This window comes from Geodermatophilus sp. SYSU D00696, from assembly GCF_054050235.1.
Genome location: NZ_JBJGYY010000015.1, coordinates 64,168 through 79,524, shown reverse-complemented (window position 1 = coordinate 79,524; position 15,357 = coordinate 64,168). Strand labels below are relative to the sequence as shown.

The 15,357-nt window shown below is 73.4% G+C and carries 14 protein-coding genes; 7 read left to right on the top strand and 7 right to left on the bottom strand.

Features of this window, described 5'->3' with window-relative positions; genetic code table 11:
* Positions 1-5: 5 nt before the first annotated feature.
* Positions 6-521: an ASCH domain-containing protein gene (locus tag ACI79O_RS11665; protein WP_456888164.1), complete on the bottom strand. Its 516-nt coding sequence runs from the start codon at positions 519-521 to the stop codon at positions 6-8.
* A 34-nt stretch (positions 522-555) separates the two neighbouring features.
* Here ACI79O_RS11665 and ACI79O_RS11660 point away from each other — a divergent pair, with 34 nt between their 5' ends.
* Positions 556-1,647, top strand: a complete 1,092-nt coding sequence (locus ACI79O_RS11660; RefSeq protein ID WP_456888166.1) for a pyridoxal-phosphate-dependent aminotransferase family protein — start codon at positions 556-558, stop codon at positions 1,645-1,647.
* A 107-nt stretch (positions 1,648-1,754) separates the two neighbouring features.
* On the opposite strand, the gene ACI79O_RS11655 is transcribed toward ACI79O_RS11660, so the two are convergent.
* The 5 genes from ACI79O_RS11655 to ACI79O_RS11635 all read right to left on the bottom strand — a co-directional run bounded on the left by ACI79O_RS11655 (position 1,755) and on the right by ACI79O_RS11635 (position 7,702).
* Positions 1,755-2,624: an endonuclease domain-containing protein gene (locus tag ACI79O_RS11655; RefSeq protein WP_456888168.1), complete on the bottom strand. Its 870-nt coding sequence runs from the start codon at positions 2,622-2,624 to the stop codon at positions 1,755-1,757.
* 211 nt (positions 2,625-2,835) lie between these two features.
* Entirely contained in the window at positions 2,836-4,281 is a 1,446-nt protein-coding gene (locus ACI79O_RS11650) for a gamma-aminobutyraldehyde dehydrogenase (protein WP_456888170.1), read from the bottom strand.
* 40 nt (positions 4,282-4,321) lie between these two features.
* Complete coding sequence (locus ACI79O_RS11645) at positions 4,322-4,681, bottom strand: hypothetical protein (RefSeq protein ID WP_456888172.1); 360 nt, start codon at positions 4,679-4,681, stop codon at positions 4,322-4,324.
* Positions 4,668-6,215, bottom strand: a complete 1,548-nt coding sequence (locus ACI79O_RS11640) for an FAD-binding oxidoreductase (RefSeq protein ID WP_456914206.1) — start codon at positions 6,213-6,215, stop codon at positions 4,668-4,670. The genes ACI79O_RS11645 and ACI79O_RS11640 overlap by 14 nt, the downstream gene beginning before the upstream one ends.
* 8 nt (positions 6,216-6,223) lie before the next feature.
* The gene (locus tag ACI79O_RS11635) at positions 6,224-7,702 is read right to left on the bottom strand and encodes a (Fe-S)-binding protein (RefSeq protein ID WP_456914204.1); all 1,479 of its coding nucleotides are present in this window, start codon (positions 7,700-7,702) and stop codon (positions 6,224-6,226) included.
* Between the two features lie 127 nt (positions 7,703-7,829).
* On the opposite strand from ACI79O_RS11635, the gene ACI79O_RS11630 reads away from it, so the two are divergent.
* The 4 genes from ACI79O_RS11630 to ACI79O_RS11615 all read left to right on the top strand — a co-directional run bounded on the left by ACI79O_RS11630 (position 7,830) and on the right by ACI79O_RS11615 (position 12,023).
* Complete coding sequence (locus ACI79O_RS11630; protein ID WP_456888177.1) at positions 7,830-8,606, top strand: FadR/GntR family transcriptional regulator; 777 nt, start codon at positions 7,830-7,832, stop codon at positions 8,604-8,606.
* Positions 8,603-9,295, top strand: coding sequence for a cache domain-containing protein (locus tag ACI79O_RS11625; RefSeq protein WP_456888178.1), 693 nt, complete (start codon positions 8,603-8,605; stop codon positions 9,293-9,295). The genes ACI79O_RS11630 and ACI79O_RS11625 overlap by 4 nt, the downstream gene beginning before the upstream one ends.
* Positions 9,296-9,438: 143 nt before the next feature.
* Positions 9,439-10,980 (top strand): APC family permease, encoded by a 1,542-nt coding sequence (locus tag ACI79O_RS11620; protein ID WP_456888180.1) that lies wholly within the window; start codon positions 9,439-9,441, stop codon positions 10,978-10,980.
* On the top strand, positions 10,977-12,023 hold the full coding sequence (locus tag ACI79O_RS11615) for an LLM class flavin-dependent oxidoreductase (protein ID WP_456888182.1): 1,047 nt from the start codon (positions 10,977-10,979) through the stop codon (positions 12,021-12,023). Before ACI79O_RS11620 ends, ACI79O_RS11615 begins: the two co-directional genes overlap by 4 nt.
* Positions 12,024-12,095: 72 nt before the next feature.
* Here ACI79O_RS11615 and ACI79O_RS11610 read toward each other — a convergent pair whose 3' ends face one another.
* Positions 12,096-13,304, bottom strand: coding sequence for a saccharopine dehydrogenase family protein (locus tag ACI79O_RS11610; protein ID WP_456888184.1), 1,209 nt, complete (start codon positions 13,302-13,304; stop codon positions 12,096-12,098).
* Positions 13,305-13,412: 108 nt separating this feature from the next.
* Here ACI79O_RS11610 and ACI79O_RS11605 point away from each other — a divergent pair, with 108 nt between their 5' ends.
* Together ACI79O_RS11605 and ACI79O_RS11600 are read left to right on the top strand one after the other, a co-directional pair.
* Entirely contained in the window at positions 13,413-14,921 is a 1,509-nt protein-coding gene (locus ACI79O_RS11605; RefSeq protein ID WP_456914203.1) for an APC family permease, read from the top strand.
* Positions 14,918-15,343 (top strand): universal stress protein, encoded by a 426-nt coding sequence (locus tag ACI79O_RS11600; RefSeq protein WP_456914202.1) that lies wholly within the window; start codon positions 14,918-14,920, stop codon positions 15,341-15,343. The genes ACI79O_RS11605 and ACI79O_RS11600 overlap by 4 nt, the downstream gene beginning before the upstream one ends.
* Positions 15,344-15,357 lie beyond the last annotated feature (14 nt).

Genomic DNA, 15,357 nt, shown 5'->3' with positions numbered 1-15,357 from the left:
CCGGCTCAGCCGGCCCGGTCGGCCACCTCCTGCGGCCACACGACGCGGAACCGCTCGAACACCACCTCGAGCTCCTCGTCCCAGTCCTGGCCGAGAGCGGCCAGGGTGCGGGTGAAGTAGCGCAGGTGGCCGTGGAGCCAGTCCTCGCGGGTGCGGTCCCCCTCGCCCTCGTCCCAGGCGAAGGCGTCGTCGACGCTGTCGAGCCGGCCGACCCGCAGCTCGGTCGAGCGCAGCACCGCCCGGGGCCGCCCGTCGCCGTCGCAGGCGATCCAGTACCCGCCGATGCGGGGGAGCGGCTCGCCCTCGCGCGCGAAGTCGCCGACCAGGCCGGCGGTGGCCCGCTTCGTGCCGGCGAGCACGAGTGCGATGAGCTCGTCGGCCAGGGACCGGCTGTCGCCGAAGCGCTCGACGGGCGGCTCGTCCTCGGGCGGGCCGCCCGCCGGCCGGGTCGCGGCGTACTCCCGCCACATCGCGGCGGCCTCCTCGCGGCGCAGCGCGCCCGGTGCGTCGTCGGTGACCATGTGCGGTCCTCCTCGTCTCGGTAGCGTCCCGGGCATGCCGCTGCGCGCCCGCACCCTGCTCGGTCCCGGTCCGTCCAACCCCTACCCCGAGGCGACGGTCGCCCTCGGGCAGCCGCTGCTCGGGCACCTCGACCCGGTGTTCCTCGGCATCCTCGACGAGACCTCCGAGCGGCTGCGCACGCTGTTCGGCACCACCAACCGGCGCACGCTGCCGCTGTCGGCCACCGGGTCGGCGGGCATGGAGGCGTCGTTCGTGAACACGGTGGGCCCCGGCGACGTCGTCGTCGTGGCGGTCAACGGCCTGTTCGGCGAGCGGATGGTCGACGTCGCCTCGCGCTGCGGCGCCGAGGTGGTGCGGGTCGACCACGAGTGGGGGCAGCCGGTCGACCCCGAGCGGGTGCTCGCCGCGCACCCCGCGCCCAAGCTGATCGCCGCCGTGCACGCCGAGACCTCGACCGGGGTGCGCTCGGACCTGGAGCCGCTGGCCGCCGGCAAGGGCGACGCGCTGCTGCTGGCCGACTGCGTCACCTCCCTCGGCGGCATCCCCGTGCGGCTCGACGAGTGGGGCGTGGACCTGGCCTACTCCGGCTCGCAGAAGTGCCTGGGCGTCGCGCCCGGCCTCGCACCGTTCACCATCTCTGACCGCGCGTGGGAGCGGCGGATCGAGAAGCCGCAGAGCTGGTACCTCGACCTCGGCATGCTCGGGGGCTACGCCGGCGAGGCCGCCGGGTCCGGCGGCCGCACGTACCACCACACCGCACCGACCGGGATGGTCGTCTCGCTGCACGCCGGCCTCGGCCGGATCCTCGACGAGGGCCTCGACGCCGTCCACGCGCGGCACACCGAGGCCGGCCGGCTGCTGGCCGAGGGCCTGCAGGCGATGGGCCTGGAGCTCTTCGCCCCCGAGGGGCACCGGCTGCCGGAGCTGACCACCGTCCGCGTGCCCGACGGCGTCGACTCCGCGGCCGTGCGCAAGGAGCTGCTCGAGCGCTACGACCTCGAGATCGGCGGCGGGGTGGGCGCCTACGCGACGTCGGTCTGGCGGATCGGGCTCATGGGGCCCAACGCCGCTCCGGAGAAGGTCGCGCTGGTGCTGGCCGCGCTGCGCGAGGTGCTGGGCCGCTGAGCGCGTGCTCGTGACCCGTCCCTCCGCCGGCTGAGTGTGCAGTCGTGGTCGCGGCGCCCGGCGCGTCGGCCCGTGTCGTCGACCAGGACTGCGCACTCGGCCCGCGGTCACCACCGGGCGCCCCGGCTCCGGAGGGCTCCGGCCACCCGGGACAGCACCTGGTCCCGGCGACCCAGGTCGTCCTCCCCGAAGCGCAGGACCAGCCATCCGTGCGCGGCCATCAGCGTGTACCGGTCGAGGTCGCGCCGGAACTGGCGCCGTCCGGCGTGGTGGCGCCCCTCGTACTCCAGCGCGACCTGCCACTGCTCGTAGCCGAGGTCCGCGTGCGCCACGGTGCGTCCTCCGCGGTCGACGACGGGGAGCTGTGGGACGGGGTCGGGCAGCTCGCTGCTGACCAGCCAGTAGCGGATCAGGCTCTCCGGCCGGGACGCCGCCAGCGGCGTCAGCAGGGGAGCGCACTCCCGCGCCCGGACCACCCCGCGGACTCCGTCCGCCCGCTCGAGCCGCTCGGCGAGCGCCGCGGCATCGAGGTGCCCGGCCCGGTACAGGGCGTCCCCGACGGCGACCAGCTCCTGACCCGACATCCGGGCGGCCAGGTCCAGCCAGGTCTGCGGACCGCTGGTGACCGGGATCCCCGTACACCGGACCTCGTCCTGGGCGGTCAGGTCCCGGACGTGGACGCGGACGCGCTGCCGGCGCGCCCGGTACACCCCCGGCCGCACCGCGAACTCGAGCGGCCACGACGCCCGGAGCGGTGCGCCCAGCAGGACGGCCGCGGTTCGGTGGGAGGCGACCGCGCCCTCGGGCAGGACGGCGAGCGCGGCACGGGCGGCGTTCGCCGTCGTCAGCGGGACCGACCGGGAGACGAAGGCGCCGCGGGTGACCCGCACGCCGTCCCCCGCGAGCTGCGCGCGGGTCAGCTCGGCGACGTCGGCCGCGGCGCGGGTGTAGATCGGCGGGAGCAGGTGTCTGGTCACGCACCGACGCTGACCGCGACGGCGGGCGGTGGCCGGGGGCGCCGGTCACCGGTGGACGGACGCTGCGGCTGTGGATCCACGCGACTGCGCAGTCGTGGTCGCCGCCCGCGGCGCGCCGGCGCGTGTCGTCGACCGCAGGTGCTCACTCGGCCCGGACACGAGGACGACGAGGGGCCCCGGTCCGGGTGGACCGGGGCCCCTCGTCGGGTGGTCAGGACTCGATGTTGGCCATGACGTGCTTGACGCGGGTGTAGTCCTCCAGGCCGTACAGCGAGAGGTCCTTGCCGTAGCCGGAGTGCTTGAACCCGCCGTGCGGCATCTCGGCGACCAGCGGGATGTGGGTGTTGATCCACACGCAGCCGAAGTCCAGCCGCTTGCTCATGCGCATCGCGCGGCCGAAGTCCCTCGTCCACACGCTGGAGGCCAGACCCAGCTCGACGCCGTTGGCCCAGCGCACCGCCTCGTCCTCGTCGGTGAACCGCTGCACGGTGATGACCGGGCCGAAGACCTCCCGCTGCACCATCTCGTCGTCCTGCCGCAGGCCCGCCACCACGGTCGGCTCGACGAAGAAGCCCCGGTCGCCCAGCCGGTGCCCACCGGTGGTGACCTCGGCGTGGTCGGGCGCGCGGTCGAGGAACCCGGTGACGTGCGCCAGCTGGTTGGCGTTGTTCACCGGCGGCACCAGGGCGTCCTCGTCGCCGGCGCCCTTCTCGTAGGTGGTGGCGGTGTTGCGGGCCTGCTCGGTCAGCGCCGCGACGAAGTCGTCGTGGATCCCGGGGCCGGCCAGCACCCGGGAGGCGGCGGTGCAGTCCTGCCCGGCGTTGAAGTAGCCGGCGACGGCGATCGCCTCGGCCGCGGCCTCGAGGTCGGCGTCGTCGAAGACCACGACCGGCGCCTTGCCGCCGAGCTCGAGGTGCACCCGCTTCACGTCCTTCGCCGCGGCGCCGGCGACCTCCATGCCGGCGCGGACCGACCCGGTGATCGCCACCAGCTGCGGCGTCCGGTGCTCCACGAGCGCCCGGCCGGTGTCGCGGTCGCCGCAGACGACGTTGAGCACGCCCGGCGGCAGGATCTCGGCGGCCAGCTCGGCCAGCCGCAGCGTGGTGACCGGCGTGGTGTCCGAGGGCTTGAGGACGACGGTGTTGCCCGCCGCCAGCGCCGGGGCGATCTTCCAGACCGCCATCATCATCGGGTAGTTCCACGGGGTCACCTGGCCGACGACGCCGATGGGCTCGCGCCGGATGAAGCTGGTGTGCCCCTTCATGTACTCCGCGGCCGCCTTGCCCTCCAGCGTGCGGGCGGCACCGGCGAAGAACCGGATCTGGTCGACCATCGGGGGGATCTCCTCCGAGGCGGTCAGCCCGAGCGGCTTGCCGGTGTTGCGGCTCTCCAGCGCCACGAGCTCCTCGGCGTGCTCCTCCACCGCGTCGGCCAGCTTGAGCAGCGCCTGCTGCCGCTCCGAGGGGGTGGTGTCCCGCCAGGTCTCGAACGCGTCGGCGGCCACCCGGTAGGCGCGGTCGACGTCCTCGGGGCCCGACACCGGCGCGGAGGCGAACACCTCCCCGGTGGACGGGTCGACGAGGTCCATCCGGCGGCCGTCGGCGGTGTCGACGTGCTCCCCGCCGACGACGTTGCGCAGTTCGAGCTTCTCGCTCACTCGGGGTCCCTCTCGTCGGTCATCGGTGCTGATCCGGTGGTCATGGTGCTACCGGGCCGCTGATCGGTCCAGCACCGGGGGTCTCCGGCTGCGGATTCCCTGCTCCCTCTGCCTCCACCTCGGCGAGCAGTTCGGAGCCGGTGACGACCTTCTCGGCGAAGTGCCGGTGCATCCACGCCAGGTGGTCGTGCCGGCTGCGCATGATCCGCAGCGTGTCCCAGTTGGGGAACACCTGCTGCAGCACGTGCTCCTGCATCAGCCGGGGGTCAACCTCGTAGACGTGCTCGAACGTCGTCTGCGCCACCTCGCTGACCCGCACCGGCGGTGGCGGGGTGTGCTGCTCGGCGAAGCGGTACGGAGCGGTCGCGGCCGGGCCGGCGGGCTGGTCATCGGTTCTCATCGGTCGTGTCCCTCCCGTAGGCCCGGTCGAGCAGGTACTTGCCCGGGTTCATGACGTTGTTCGGGTCCAGCGCCCGCTTGACCTCGAGCATCACGTCGAACCCCTTGCCCAGCTCCTGCGGGAGCAGGTCGACCTCGCCCTCGCGGCAGGAGCCGTGGCAGGCGCTCATCGACCCGCCGTGCGCGATCGCCACCGCGGCGATGTCGCGCTTGGCCTGCACCCAGGCGGCCCAGGCGGCGTCGTCGAGGCGCTGCTCCCAGATGCCGACGTCGATCTCGGTGAGGTAGTCGACCCCGGTGCTGCCGGAGGTGTAGGCGAACATGCCCCAGTCGTCGAAGACGTCGGTCTTCCGGCGCAGGTCGGCCATGATCTCGTGCCAGGCCCGGCTGACCGCGGGGACGGCGGAGAAGTTGACCGCGGCGTCCTCGCAGTGCCAGGACATCGGGATGACCTGGCCGTCCTTGGTCCGGCCGTGCAGGGGAGTGGCGTACCGGTCGTGCCGGGCGGCCCAGTCGCCCTCGGAGATCTCGTCGCCGAGGTAGCGGGCCCCGTGCTCCTTCGCGATCCGGAACAGCCGCTTCCCGCCGGCGCGCACCTCGTCCTCGTAGCCGTACATGACCGCGCAGACCAGGGCGCGGACGTCGGCCGGCTGCGGGATGTAGGCCTCGTCGTCGCGGCGCAGGTAGGCGACCTTGTGCTCGTCGAAGAGCACGGCGCCGGCGAAGGTGGCCACCCCGGCGCGGGCCAGCGCACCGGTGCACGCGTGGGCGTCCTCGTAGCTGTCGAACGCCCAGAACGGGGAGAGCTCGGCCTCGGGCTTGGGGAACAGCTTGAGCGTCGCCCGCGTGGCGATGCCGAGGGTGCCCTGGTGCCCCATGAACAGGTGCTTGAGCTGGTAGCCGCTGGAGCTCTTGCTGATCTTCTGGCCGATGCCGTCGCCGACGTGCAGCACCTCGCCGGTCGGCAGCACGTGGTCGAAGCTGAGCACCAGGTCGCGGGTGTGCCCGTACCGGGAGCCGATCAGCGACCAACCGCTGGTGCCGATCCGGCCGCCGACCAGCGAGCACGGGTAGGACGCCGGGTCGTCCGGGTAGAACAGCCCGTGCGGTGCCAGCCGCTCGTTGAGCTTGAGCATGTTGATGCCGGTGCCGACGGTGACGGTCCGGTTGACCAGGTCCAGCTCGTGGATCTGGTTCATCTTCTTGACGTCGACGACGATGCCGCGCCGGTGCGGGACGGCGCCGTCGGTGAGCCCGGTGCCGCCGTCGCGGGGGACGACGGGGACCTTCAGCTCGTTGGCGATCCGGACCACCGCGGCCACCTGCTCGGTGGAGGTGGGCATGACCACCACGTCGGGCACCCGCTCGGACCAGCGGTGCACCGGGAAGGGCGCCGGCACGCGGGCCCGGTTCCAGCGGTCGGTCTTGGCCAGCAGGAGCTGGTCGTCGGCCAGCACCGGCCGCAGCGCGGCGACGAGCTGGTTGAGCCGGTCCTCGCCGAGCGGCTCGGTGGTGAACGGGGCCGGTTCGGTCATCGTCATGGTCAGTGCCCTCCGCACCCGCAGCCGCCGGAACCGTTGCCGCACCCGCCCCCGCCGCAGCCGCCGCGCGAGCTGCCGTGCGCCCGCCGGGCCCGGCCGGGGACGCCGGTGCGCTCCTGGGCCAGCCGGCGGTCGCCGACGTCGCCGCGGGAGCCGCCCACGCTGATGCCGAGGGACTGGGCGAACAGCTCGTGCAGGTCGACGACGTCGATGTCCTGCGCGTCGCCGGCCTCCGACAGCGGGCGCTCCGACCACGGGCAGGCGCTGACCAGCGTGTCGACGTCGAGCTCGGCGGCCCGCTCGAGGCGCAGTGCGCTGATCTTGGCGGTCAGCTCGGGCTTCTCGATCGGCAGGCCGCCGCCGCCTCCGGAGCAGTAGGACCACTGGGTCACCCGGTCGACGTCCTCGAAGCGCAGCCCGGGGATGGCGCGCAGCAGCTCGCGAGGCTCCTGCCAGATCCCCTTGCGCTTGTTGAGCCGGCACGGGTCGTGGTACGTGATCGCCCGGTCCACCGGCACCGAGGGGGTCAGCCGCCCCTCGCGCAGCAGCTGGGCCAGCACCTCGATGACCAGCACGACCTCGATGTCGAACTCCTCGCCGAAGTACCTGGGGTAGTCCTCGGTGAAGCTGATGTAGTCGTGCGGGTCGAGCACGAGCACCCGCCTGGTGCCGGTGGCCCGCCAGTCGTCGAGGTTGTGCCGGGCGAACCGCTGCGCCTGCTCGGTGTACCCCATCTCGGCGGCCGGCCCGCCGCAGCACCACTGGTCGCGCATCAGGCCGAACTCGTAGCCGGCCATCTGCAGCACCTGCGCCACGGCTCGCGGCACCGACGTCCGGTAGAAGGCGGCCTCGCAGTCGACGAACAGCACCGTCTCCCCGCCGACCGGGATGTCGAGCCCCTCGGCCCAGTCGCGCACCCTCTCCTGGCTGACCGGCGTCTCGCCCAGGACCGGCTCGTGGGTGCGCAGGTCGGTGCGCTCGTTCCACACCTGCCAGCTCGGCTGGTGCACGCCGCTCTCCACGGCCAGCGAGCGCACCGCCTTGACGACGTCGACCGTGCGGGTGCGGAACCGGTAGAAGTCGCCGGTGAACAGCGTGTTGGGACAGCGCAGCTCGCACGCACCGCACTGGGTGCAGTTGACGTAGTCGGCGGCGACGTCGGCGACGTCGAGCTCGCCGCGCTCCATGGCGACGACGTTGGCGTGGAAGGCCGTCGGGGTCCACGACTCGTTGCGCTCGACCTGGGTGACCGGGCAGACCTCGCGGCAGAACTTGTGGCCGGAGGAGAAGCAGTTGTAGGAGGCGTTGCGCCACTGCTCGACGAACGCCGCCGTCCTCGGGTCGGCGACCGGCGAGGGGACCGGGCCGGCCAGCAGCTCCGGGTACCCGGCCAGCTCCGGCGGGTTGGACGGGGCGCCCGGCGTGAAGGGCTCGGAGAGCGCGTCTGCGCCGGGCGCCCGGTCGGGCTCGACCTGTGTCACTGCGTGCTCCTCGTCACAGGATGGCTGGGGTGGGCGTCACGCTAGCCATCAAAACCTATGGATTCAACGGTTAAGGGTGCCGATCGCGGTGACACACTGAGGTGTCCACCCGTCACAGGAGGCGAGCGTGCAACTGCTCAGCGGTGACGCCCGGCGGGCCGTCTTCGCCCCCCTCGACGACGGCGCCCTCCGCAGCGAGGCGGTCGTGCGGCGCGTGGGCAGCGCCATCGCCCTGGGCCTGCTCGGCGACGGCGAGCAGCTCCCGGCCGAGACCGACCTGGCCACCATGCTCAACGTCTCGACGATGACGCTGCGCGAGGCGCTGGCCGAGCTGCGTGGGCTCGGGCTGGTCGAGACCCGCCGGGGCCGCGGTGGAGGCAGCTTCGTGCAGGCCCGCGACGACGTCCTCGCCGAGCTGGCCGACGCCCGGCTCGCCGAGCTGGCCACCACCGACCTGCGCGAGCTCGGCGACGTGCACGGCGCGGTCGCCTCCGCGGCGGCCCGGCTCGCGGCGACCCGGGCGTCGCGGGTCGAGATCGCCCGGCTGCGCGACATCGTCGACCGGCTGGCCCGGGCCGGCACGGTCACCGGGCAGCGCCGGGCCGAGGGCCGCTACTACGTCGAGCTCGCCGCCTGCGCCCAGTCGGTGCGGCTGACCATGCAGGAGATGGACCTGCACCTGGAACTCGGGCAGCTGCCCTGGCCGCCGGCCCACGCCCCCGCCCTGCTCGACCGCATCGTCGCCGCCCACCGGGCCGTGGTGGACGCCGTCGAGGCCCGCGACCCCGCCGCGGCCCGGGCGCTCACCGAGGAGCACATCGAGACCCGTACGCTGTGGTCGATCGAGCTGCGGCTGCGCGCGGACGGCGGCGACGGGACCCTCGCCCGCCGGGAGGTCTCGTGACCCCGGTGGTCGAGGCGGTGTCCGAGGTGGTCGAGCAGGTCTTCGCCACCGTCGCCGAGGTGCACGACGCAGCGCTGCGGCCGGCCGCGCGCGAGGGCCTGCGGGCCGGGCGGCCGGTCCTCGGCGACGACGTCCGCGACCTCCTGCACGAGCCCGGCCAGCTCGCCGTCGGCCTCGGGCTCGTCGTCGCGCCGCGTCCCGCGCGCGGCCTGCCGCTGCGCCTGGAGTGGTGGCAGGCCGACCCCGACGGCGGCCGGCTGCGCAGCCTCGAGCCCGACCTGCGGCCGACCAGCCTCGGCTACTACGACTACACCGCGGCCGCGTGGTTCGACGTGCCCCGGCGGACCGGGCGGCGGCACGTCGTCGGGCCCTACGTCGACGTCCACGGCACCGGCCGGTACCTGCTGACGCTGACCGAGCCGGTGGTGGTCGACGGCGAGTTCGCCGGCGTGGCCGGGGCCGACGTCCCGGTCGGCCGATTCGAGTCCCACCTCCTGCACCAGCTCGGCCCCGGGGCGCCGTTCCTGCTGCTCAACGACGAGGACCGGGTCGTCCTCTCCACCGCGCCGCGATGGCTGGTCGGCGCCCTGGTGTCCCCGGCCGCGGTCGCCGCCGGCCCGGTCACCGCGGTCCCCGGCGTCCCGTGGCGGTCCGTGCCGGTCGAGGACCACCGGCTGCTCACCGCCTGAGCGCACCGGGCCGGACGGTCCCACGGCCGGGCGCCGCGGCCCTTGTCCTGTGACCTCTGGCTCTATAGGTTTCCGGCGTCCGTGTGGCCTGGCGCACACCGGCGTCCGCCGGCGCGCCCCCACCCTCGCGAGGAGACCGCCCGGTGACCGCACCAGGAGCCCCCGTCGGCCGGACCGACGACGACGCCCAGCTCGCCGCCCTCGGCTACCACGGGGAGTTCGACCGGAGCATGGGCCTGTGGGCGAACATGGCCCTCGGCTTCACCTACCTGTCCCCGCTGGTCGGCGTCTACTCGCTGTTCGCCTACAGCCTCTCCATCGGGGGACCGCCGGCGATCTGGTGGATCGTGATCGTCGGGGTCGGCCAGCTGCTGGTCGCGCTGGTCTTCGGCGAGGTCGTCTCGCAGTACCCGCTGGCCGGCGGCATCTACCCGTGGACCCGGCGGCTGTGGAACCGGCGCTACGCCTGGATCGTCTCGTGGATCTACATCTGGGCGATCATCGTCACCGTCACGGCCGTCGCCCAGTTCGGCGGCGGCTTCGTCGCCGCGCTGTTCAGCATCGACGCCACCCCGGGCGTCGTCCTCGCCACCGCGGTGGGGCTGCTCGTCATCGCGTTCCTGGTCAACTACAGCGGCACCCGCACGCTCGCCCGGATCGCCCGCATCGGCCTGGCAGCCGAGCTCGTCGGCGTCGTCGCCCTCGGGCTGTTCCTGCTGCTGTTCCGCCGCGAGCAGCCGTTCTCGGTCTTCTTCGACACCCTCGGCGCCGGCGGCGGCGACGCGTACATCGGCACCTTCCTCGCCGCGGCGCTGTCCGGCCTGTTCCTCTTCTACGGGTTCGAGGCCTGCGGCGACGTCGCCGAGGAGGTCGCCGACCCGGCCCGCCGGATCCCGCGCGCGATGATCCTGACCATCCTCGTCGGCGGGGTCTCGGGCTTCCTGTCCTACGCCGGCTACGTGCTGGCCGCCCCCGACGCCCAGCTGCAGGCGATCATGGCCGGTGAGGACGTCGACCCGATCCCCACCATCCTGGAGAGCTCGCTCGGGACCGTGGGCTCGAAGGTCTTCCTCGTCGTCACGGTCGTCGCCTTCATCTCCTGCGTGCTGTCACTGCAGGCCGCCGGCAGCCGGCTGCTCTACGCCTTCGCCCGCGACCGGATGCTCCCGGCCAGCGGCTGGCTGGGCCACGTGTCCAGCCGGCACGCGGTCCCGACCAACGCGCTGCTGGTCGTCTGCGTCGTCCCGGTGCTCATCTGCCTGTTCGTCTTCTGGCAGCCGGACTCCCTCGCCCGCGTCACCGCCTTCGCGGTGCTGGGCATCTACATCGCCTTCCAGGCCGTGGTGCTGGCGGCGCTCCGGCAGCGGCTCAAGGGGTGGCGCCCGGCGGGGGTGTGGAACCTCGGCTCGGCCGGCCTGGTGGTCAACGTGCTGGCCCTGGCCTACGGGGTCTTCGCCATCGTCCTGCTGCTCAAGCCCGCCCCCGGCACCGAGACCTTCCTCGACCGCTGGATCGTCGCGATCGGCCTGGCCATCGTCGCCGGCACCGGGCTCCTGTACCTGTTCGCCGCCCGGCCGGACCGGCACTCTGCCCACGTCCCCGAGGGCGACGCCCGCGAGGTGGCCGCACAGCTCCAGCAGATCCGGCGGGACGCCGGTGTCCCGGTGAGTGAGGAGATCCGATGAAGTTCAGCTACGCGATGCTGCCCGACTACTCCCTGGAGGAGTCGCTGCGGGCGATCGAGCTCGCCGACGAACTCGGCTTCTACGCCGTGTACGCCGCCGACGAGACCTGGCACAAGGACCTCTGGCTGCTCTTCGCCGCGGCCGCGGCGCGGACGTCGCGGGTGCGGATGGGGCCGAGCGTGTCGTCGGTGACGCTGCGGGAGCCCTCGCTCATCGCCCAGGCGGCCGCGACGCTCGACGAGCTCAGCGGCGGCCGGGCCGAGGTCGTGCTCTCGAGCGGCAACTTCGGGCTGCTGGCGCAGTACAAGCTGGACTGGAAGGGGATGAAGCCGCTCTCGCGCACCATCGAGGGGGTCCACGTCGTCCGGACCCTGCTCGACGAGGGTGCCATCACCTTCGACGGCGAGTTCTTCCGCTACGACGGGCTGTTCACCTTCGCCCGGCCGGTGCAGGAGCGGGTGCCGGTGAAGATGGGGGCCATGCGCGGGCCGCGCTCCTTCGAGGCGGCGGCGCAGTACTCCGACGGGTGCCACCAGGCGCTCAGCTACAGCCGGCAGGCCTACGACTACGCGGCCGAGCACTTCCGGATCGGGGCCGAGAAGGCCGGCAAGGACTGGACGACGCTGGACTTCGGCGCGTGGGTGGTCCTCGCGGTCGGCCGCGACTCCGCCGCCGCCAAGGAGGCCGCCCGCAGCATGGTCGGCATCTACGCCTCCTCCATGCCGGCCGAGCAGCTCGAGCGGCACGGTGTCGACCCCGACCAGCTCACGCCGATCGTCGACGCGATCGCCGGTGGCGACCTCGCCAAGGGCATCGAGCTGACGACGCCCGAGCTGACCGACAAGCTGTCCTTCGCCGGTACGCCCGAGGAGGTCACGGCCATGATCAAGGAGATCGAGCCGGCGGGGGTCAACCACGTCATCGCCGCGATCAACGACGCCTCGATCGTCAAGGCCTTCACCGGCCGCGAGCTGCCCGGGGTGGCCACCGTGGAGGAGCAGCTACGGCTGATCCACGACGAGATCATGCCCGCCTTCACCTAGGGAGCAGAGGTCGGCCCCCTTGCAGGGTCCCGCCGCGAGCGTGCGAGCGGTGGGGGGCAAGGGGGTCCTTCCTCAGCCGCCCTCGCGCATCCCCCAGGGAGAGCCGTAGGCGGTCAGCAGGTCGAGGAAGGGCCCCGCGTCGAGGGCCTCCGGCCCCAGCACCCCGGTGCCCCGCCACCGGCCGGTCGCCAGGAGCTCGAGCGCGACGACGGGGTTCACCGCGGTCTGCCAGACCACCGCCTGGGACCCGTACTCGGCCATCGACCAGGCGTTGTCGACCACGTGGTACAGGTACACCTGCCGCGGCCGGCCGTCGGTGCCGGTGCCGCTCACCCACAGGCCCGCGCAGGTCCGCCCGGTCATCAGCTCGCCGAGCGAGGCCGGGTCGGGCAGCGCCGCGGCGACCAGGTCGCGCGGCGCGACCTCGACGTCGCCCACGCGCACCGGCGTCGTGGAGTCCAGGCCGGTGGTGTGCAGGGCCTTGAGGACGGTGATGAACTCGCTCCCGAGGCCGTACTTGAAGGTGACCCGCCCGGCGTCGACCCACCGCGGCATGAGGAGCACCTCCTCGTGCTCCACGTTGACGCACTCGACCGGCCCGATGCCCTCGGGGAAGTCGAAGACCTCCGGCTCGCTGAAGGGCTCGGTCGTGTACCAGCCGCGGTCGCGCTCCCACACGACCGGCGGGTTGAGGCACTCCTCGATCGTGGTCCAGATGTTGAACGACGGCGCGAACGCGTGCCCGCGCACGGTCAGGTCCGACCCGTCGCGGACGCCGAGCTCGTCGATCTCGGCGAACAGGTGGTCGGCGGCGTACCGGGCGAACACGTCGGACAGGCCCGGCTCCACCCCCATGCCGACCAGGGCCAGCCGCCCGGCCGCCTCCCACTCGCCCGCGAGCGCGAACTGCTCGTCGCCGAGCTTCACCCCGGTCAGCTCGTAGGGGCGCTCGGGGTGCGGGCGCGACAGCGACATCGCCATGTCCAGGTAGTCGACGCCGGCGGCGAGCGCGGCCCGGAACAGCGGCATGACGAACCGCGGGTCGGTCGCGTTGAGCAGCACGTCGCAGTCGTGCTCGGCGAGCAGGGACCGGACGCCGGCCTCGTGGGAGGCGTCGACCCGGGCGGCCACGAACCGCGGGTCGCCCGCCGCGGCGACGGCCTTCTCCGCACGGGCGGGGTCGTAGTCGGCGACGACGAGCCGCGTCACGAACTCGCGCCGGGCCGCGATCGCCGTGATCGCGCTGCCGACCCCACCGGCACCCACCAGCAGGATGCGCATGTCCACCTCCACGGGAGGCGGGCAGTCTAGCGACGAGTTCGGTGGTCGATGCAGGTCCGCGGCCGCCGAACCCTTGTCGGATGGCCGGATCGCTGCGATAACCGTCGCATGCAGCCGGACTCCGCCGACCCCGTCGTCCGCCCGGGGGAGGAGGCCACCCTCCGCCCGGGCGCGATCGGGTTCGTCGACGCCCTCGTGATCGGCCTGGCCTCCACCTCCCCGGCCTACACCCTCGCGGCGATCATCGGTGCCCTCGTGGCCATCAGCGGGGTGCACGCCCCGGGCATCCTGCTGGCCTCGTTCGTGCCGATGGTGCTCATCGCGTCGGCCTTCGCCGCGCTCAACCGGGTCGATCCCGACTGCGGGACGACGTTCTCCTGGGTCACCCGGGCGATGGGGCCGTGGGCCGGCTGGATCGGCGGCTGGGCGATCACGATGACCGGCGTCCTCATCATCGGGTCGCTGGCCAACGTGGGCGTCGTCTTCACGCTGCGCCTGCTCAACCTGGACTCGCTGGCCGAGAACACCGCCGTCGTCCTGGTGCTCACCGTCGGGCTGATCCTGCTCATGACGTGGATCTGCGTACTCGGCACGGAGCTGTCGGCGCGGCTGCAGAACGTGCTGATCCTCGCCCAGACCGGAGCCCTGCTGGTGTTCGCGGCGGTCGCGATCTACCGGGGGGTGAGCGGCGACAGCACGCTGGGCGGGCTCGACCCCAGCTGGGACTGGCTCAACCCGTTCGGCGCCGGGGGCGCGGCACTCAGCGGCGGGCTGCTGCTCGGCGTGTTCGCGTACTGGGGCTGGGAGTCGGCGGTCAACCTGACCGAGGAGACCCGCGACTCCACGTCGACGCCCGGCCGCGCGGCGATCGTGTCCACCGTCGTCCTGCTGGTCACCTACGTCTCCGTCGCGATCGCCGTCCTCGCCTTCGCCGGCACCGACTACCTGGCCGACAACGCCGACGAGGAGGAGGCGATCTTCGCGCTGCTGTCCACCGAGGTGATGGGCGGCTGGGACTGGGTGGTCCTGCTGGCGGTCGCCACGGCCGCGATCGCGTCCACCCAGACGACGATCCTCCCGGCGTCGCGCACCGGCCTGTCGATGGCCCGGCGGCACGCGCTGCCGCGCCGGTTCGGGCACATCTCACCGCGCCACCGCACGCCCGACGTCTCCACCTGGTGGGTCGGCGTCATCGCCAGCATCTGGTTCGTCGGGGTGAGCCTGCTCAGCGAGAACGCGCTGTTCGACTCGATCACCGCGCTGTCGCTGCTCATCGCCTTCTACTACGCGCTCACCGGCATCGCCTGCGCCGTCTACCACCGCCGGCAGCTGACCCGAAGCGTGTCGGCGTTCCTGCTCATCGGGGTGGGCCCGCTGGTCGGGGCCGGGCTGCTGATCTGGCTGCTGGCGCTCTCGATCCGCGACCTCGCCGACCCGGAGAACTCCTACACCGGCCAGGCGTGGCTGGGCGTGGGCCCGCCGCTGGTCATCGGCGTCGGGATCTTCGTGCTCGGCCTGGTGCTCATGGTCGTCTGGCGCAGCCGCGACCGCCGGTACTGGCAGGAGCGGCCGGGGATCGCCGGTGACCGCATCCACGTCGACGAGGAGCTGCGGTGAGCATCGTCCTGGGCTACGACGAGTCGCCGGGGTCCCGGCCGGCCCTGGCCATGGCGATCTCGCTGGCCGCCCGGTTCGACGAGCCGCTCGTCCTCGTGTACGGCGTCGAGCCGCCCGGCAGGCTGGGCGAGGAGTTCCAGGCCCACCAGCGGGCGCTCACCGAGATGGGCCGCACGGCGGTGGCGCACGCGGTCGAGGAGGCGCAGGCCGCCGGCGTCGAGACCGTCGTCGAGGTGCTGTCGCAGAAGCCGGCCCAGGCGCTGGTCGACGCCGCGCGCCGGCACGACGGCCGGGTCGTCGTCGTCGGCACCCGCGGGGAGAGCCCGCTGCGCGGTGCCTTCCTCGGGTCGGTGTCGCACAAGCTGCTGCACCTGTCCGACCGCCCGGTGCTGTGCGTCCCCGCGCGGGAGGGCGTGGCATAGGAAGCGCTCCGCAC

Bases quoted from the DNA above. Each gene is read 5' to 3' on its own strand.
- ACI79O_RS11665 (WP_456888164.1), bottom strand. From the start codon at position 521: ATGGTCACCGACGACGCACCGGGCGCGCTGCGCCGCGAGGAGGCCGCC.
- ACI79O_RS11660 (WP_456888166.1), top strand. From the start codon at position 556: ATGCCGCTGCGCGCCCGCACCCTGCTCGGTCCCGGTCCGTCCAACCCC.
- ACI79O_RS11645 (WP_456888172.1), bottom strand. From the start codon at position 4,681: ATGAGAACCGATGACCAGCCCGCCGGCCCGGCCGCGACCGCTCCGTAC.
- ACI79O_RS11640 (WP_456914206.1), bottom strand. From the start codon at position 6,215: ATGACCGAACCGGCCCCGTTCACCACCGAGCCGCTCGGCGAGGACCGG.
- ACI79O_RS11615 (WP_456888182.1), top strand. From the start codon at position 10,977: ATGAAGTTCAGCTACGCGATGCTGCCCGACTACTCCCTGGAGGAGTCG.
- ACI79O_RS11610 (WP_456888184.1), bottom strand. From the start codon at position 13,304: ATGCGCATCCTGCTGGTGGGTGCCGGTGGGGTCGGCAGCGCGATCACG.
- ACI79O_RS11605 (WP_456914203.1), top strand. From the start codon at position 13,413: ATGCAGCCGGACTCCGCCGACCCCGTCGTCCGCCCGGGGGAGGAGGCC.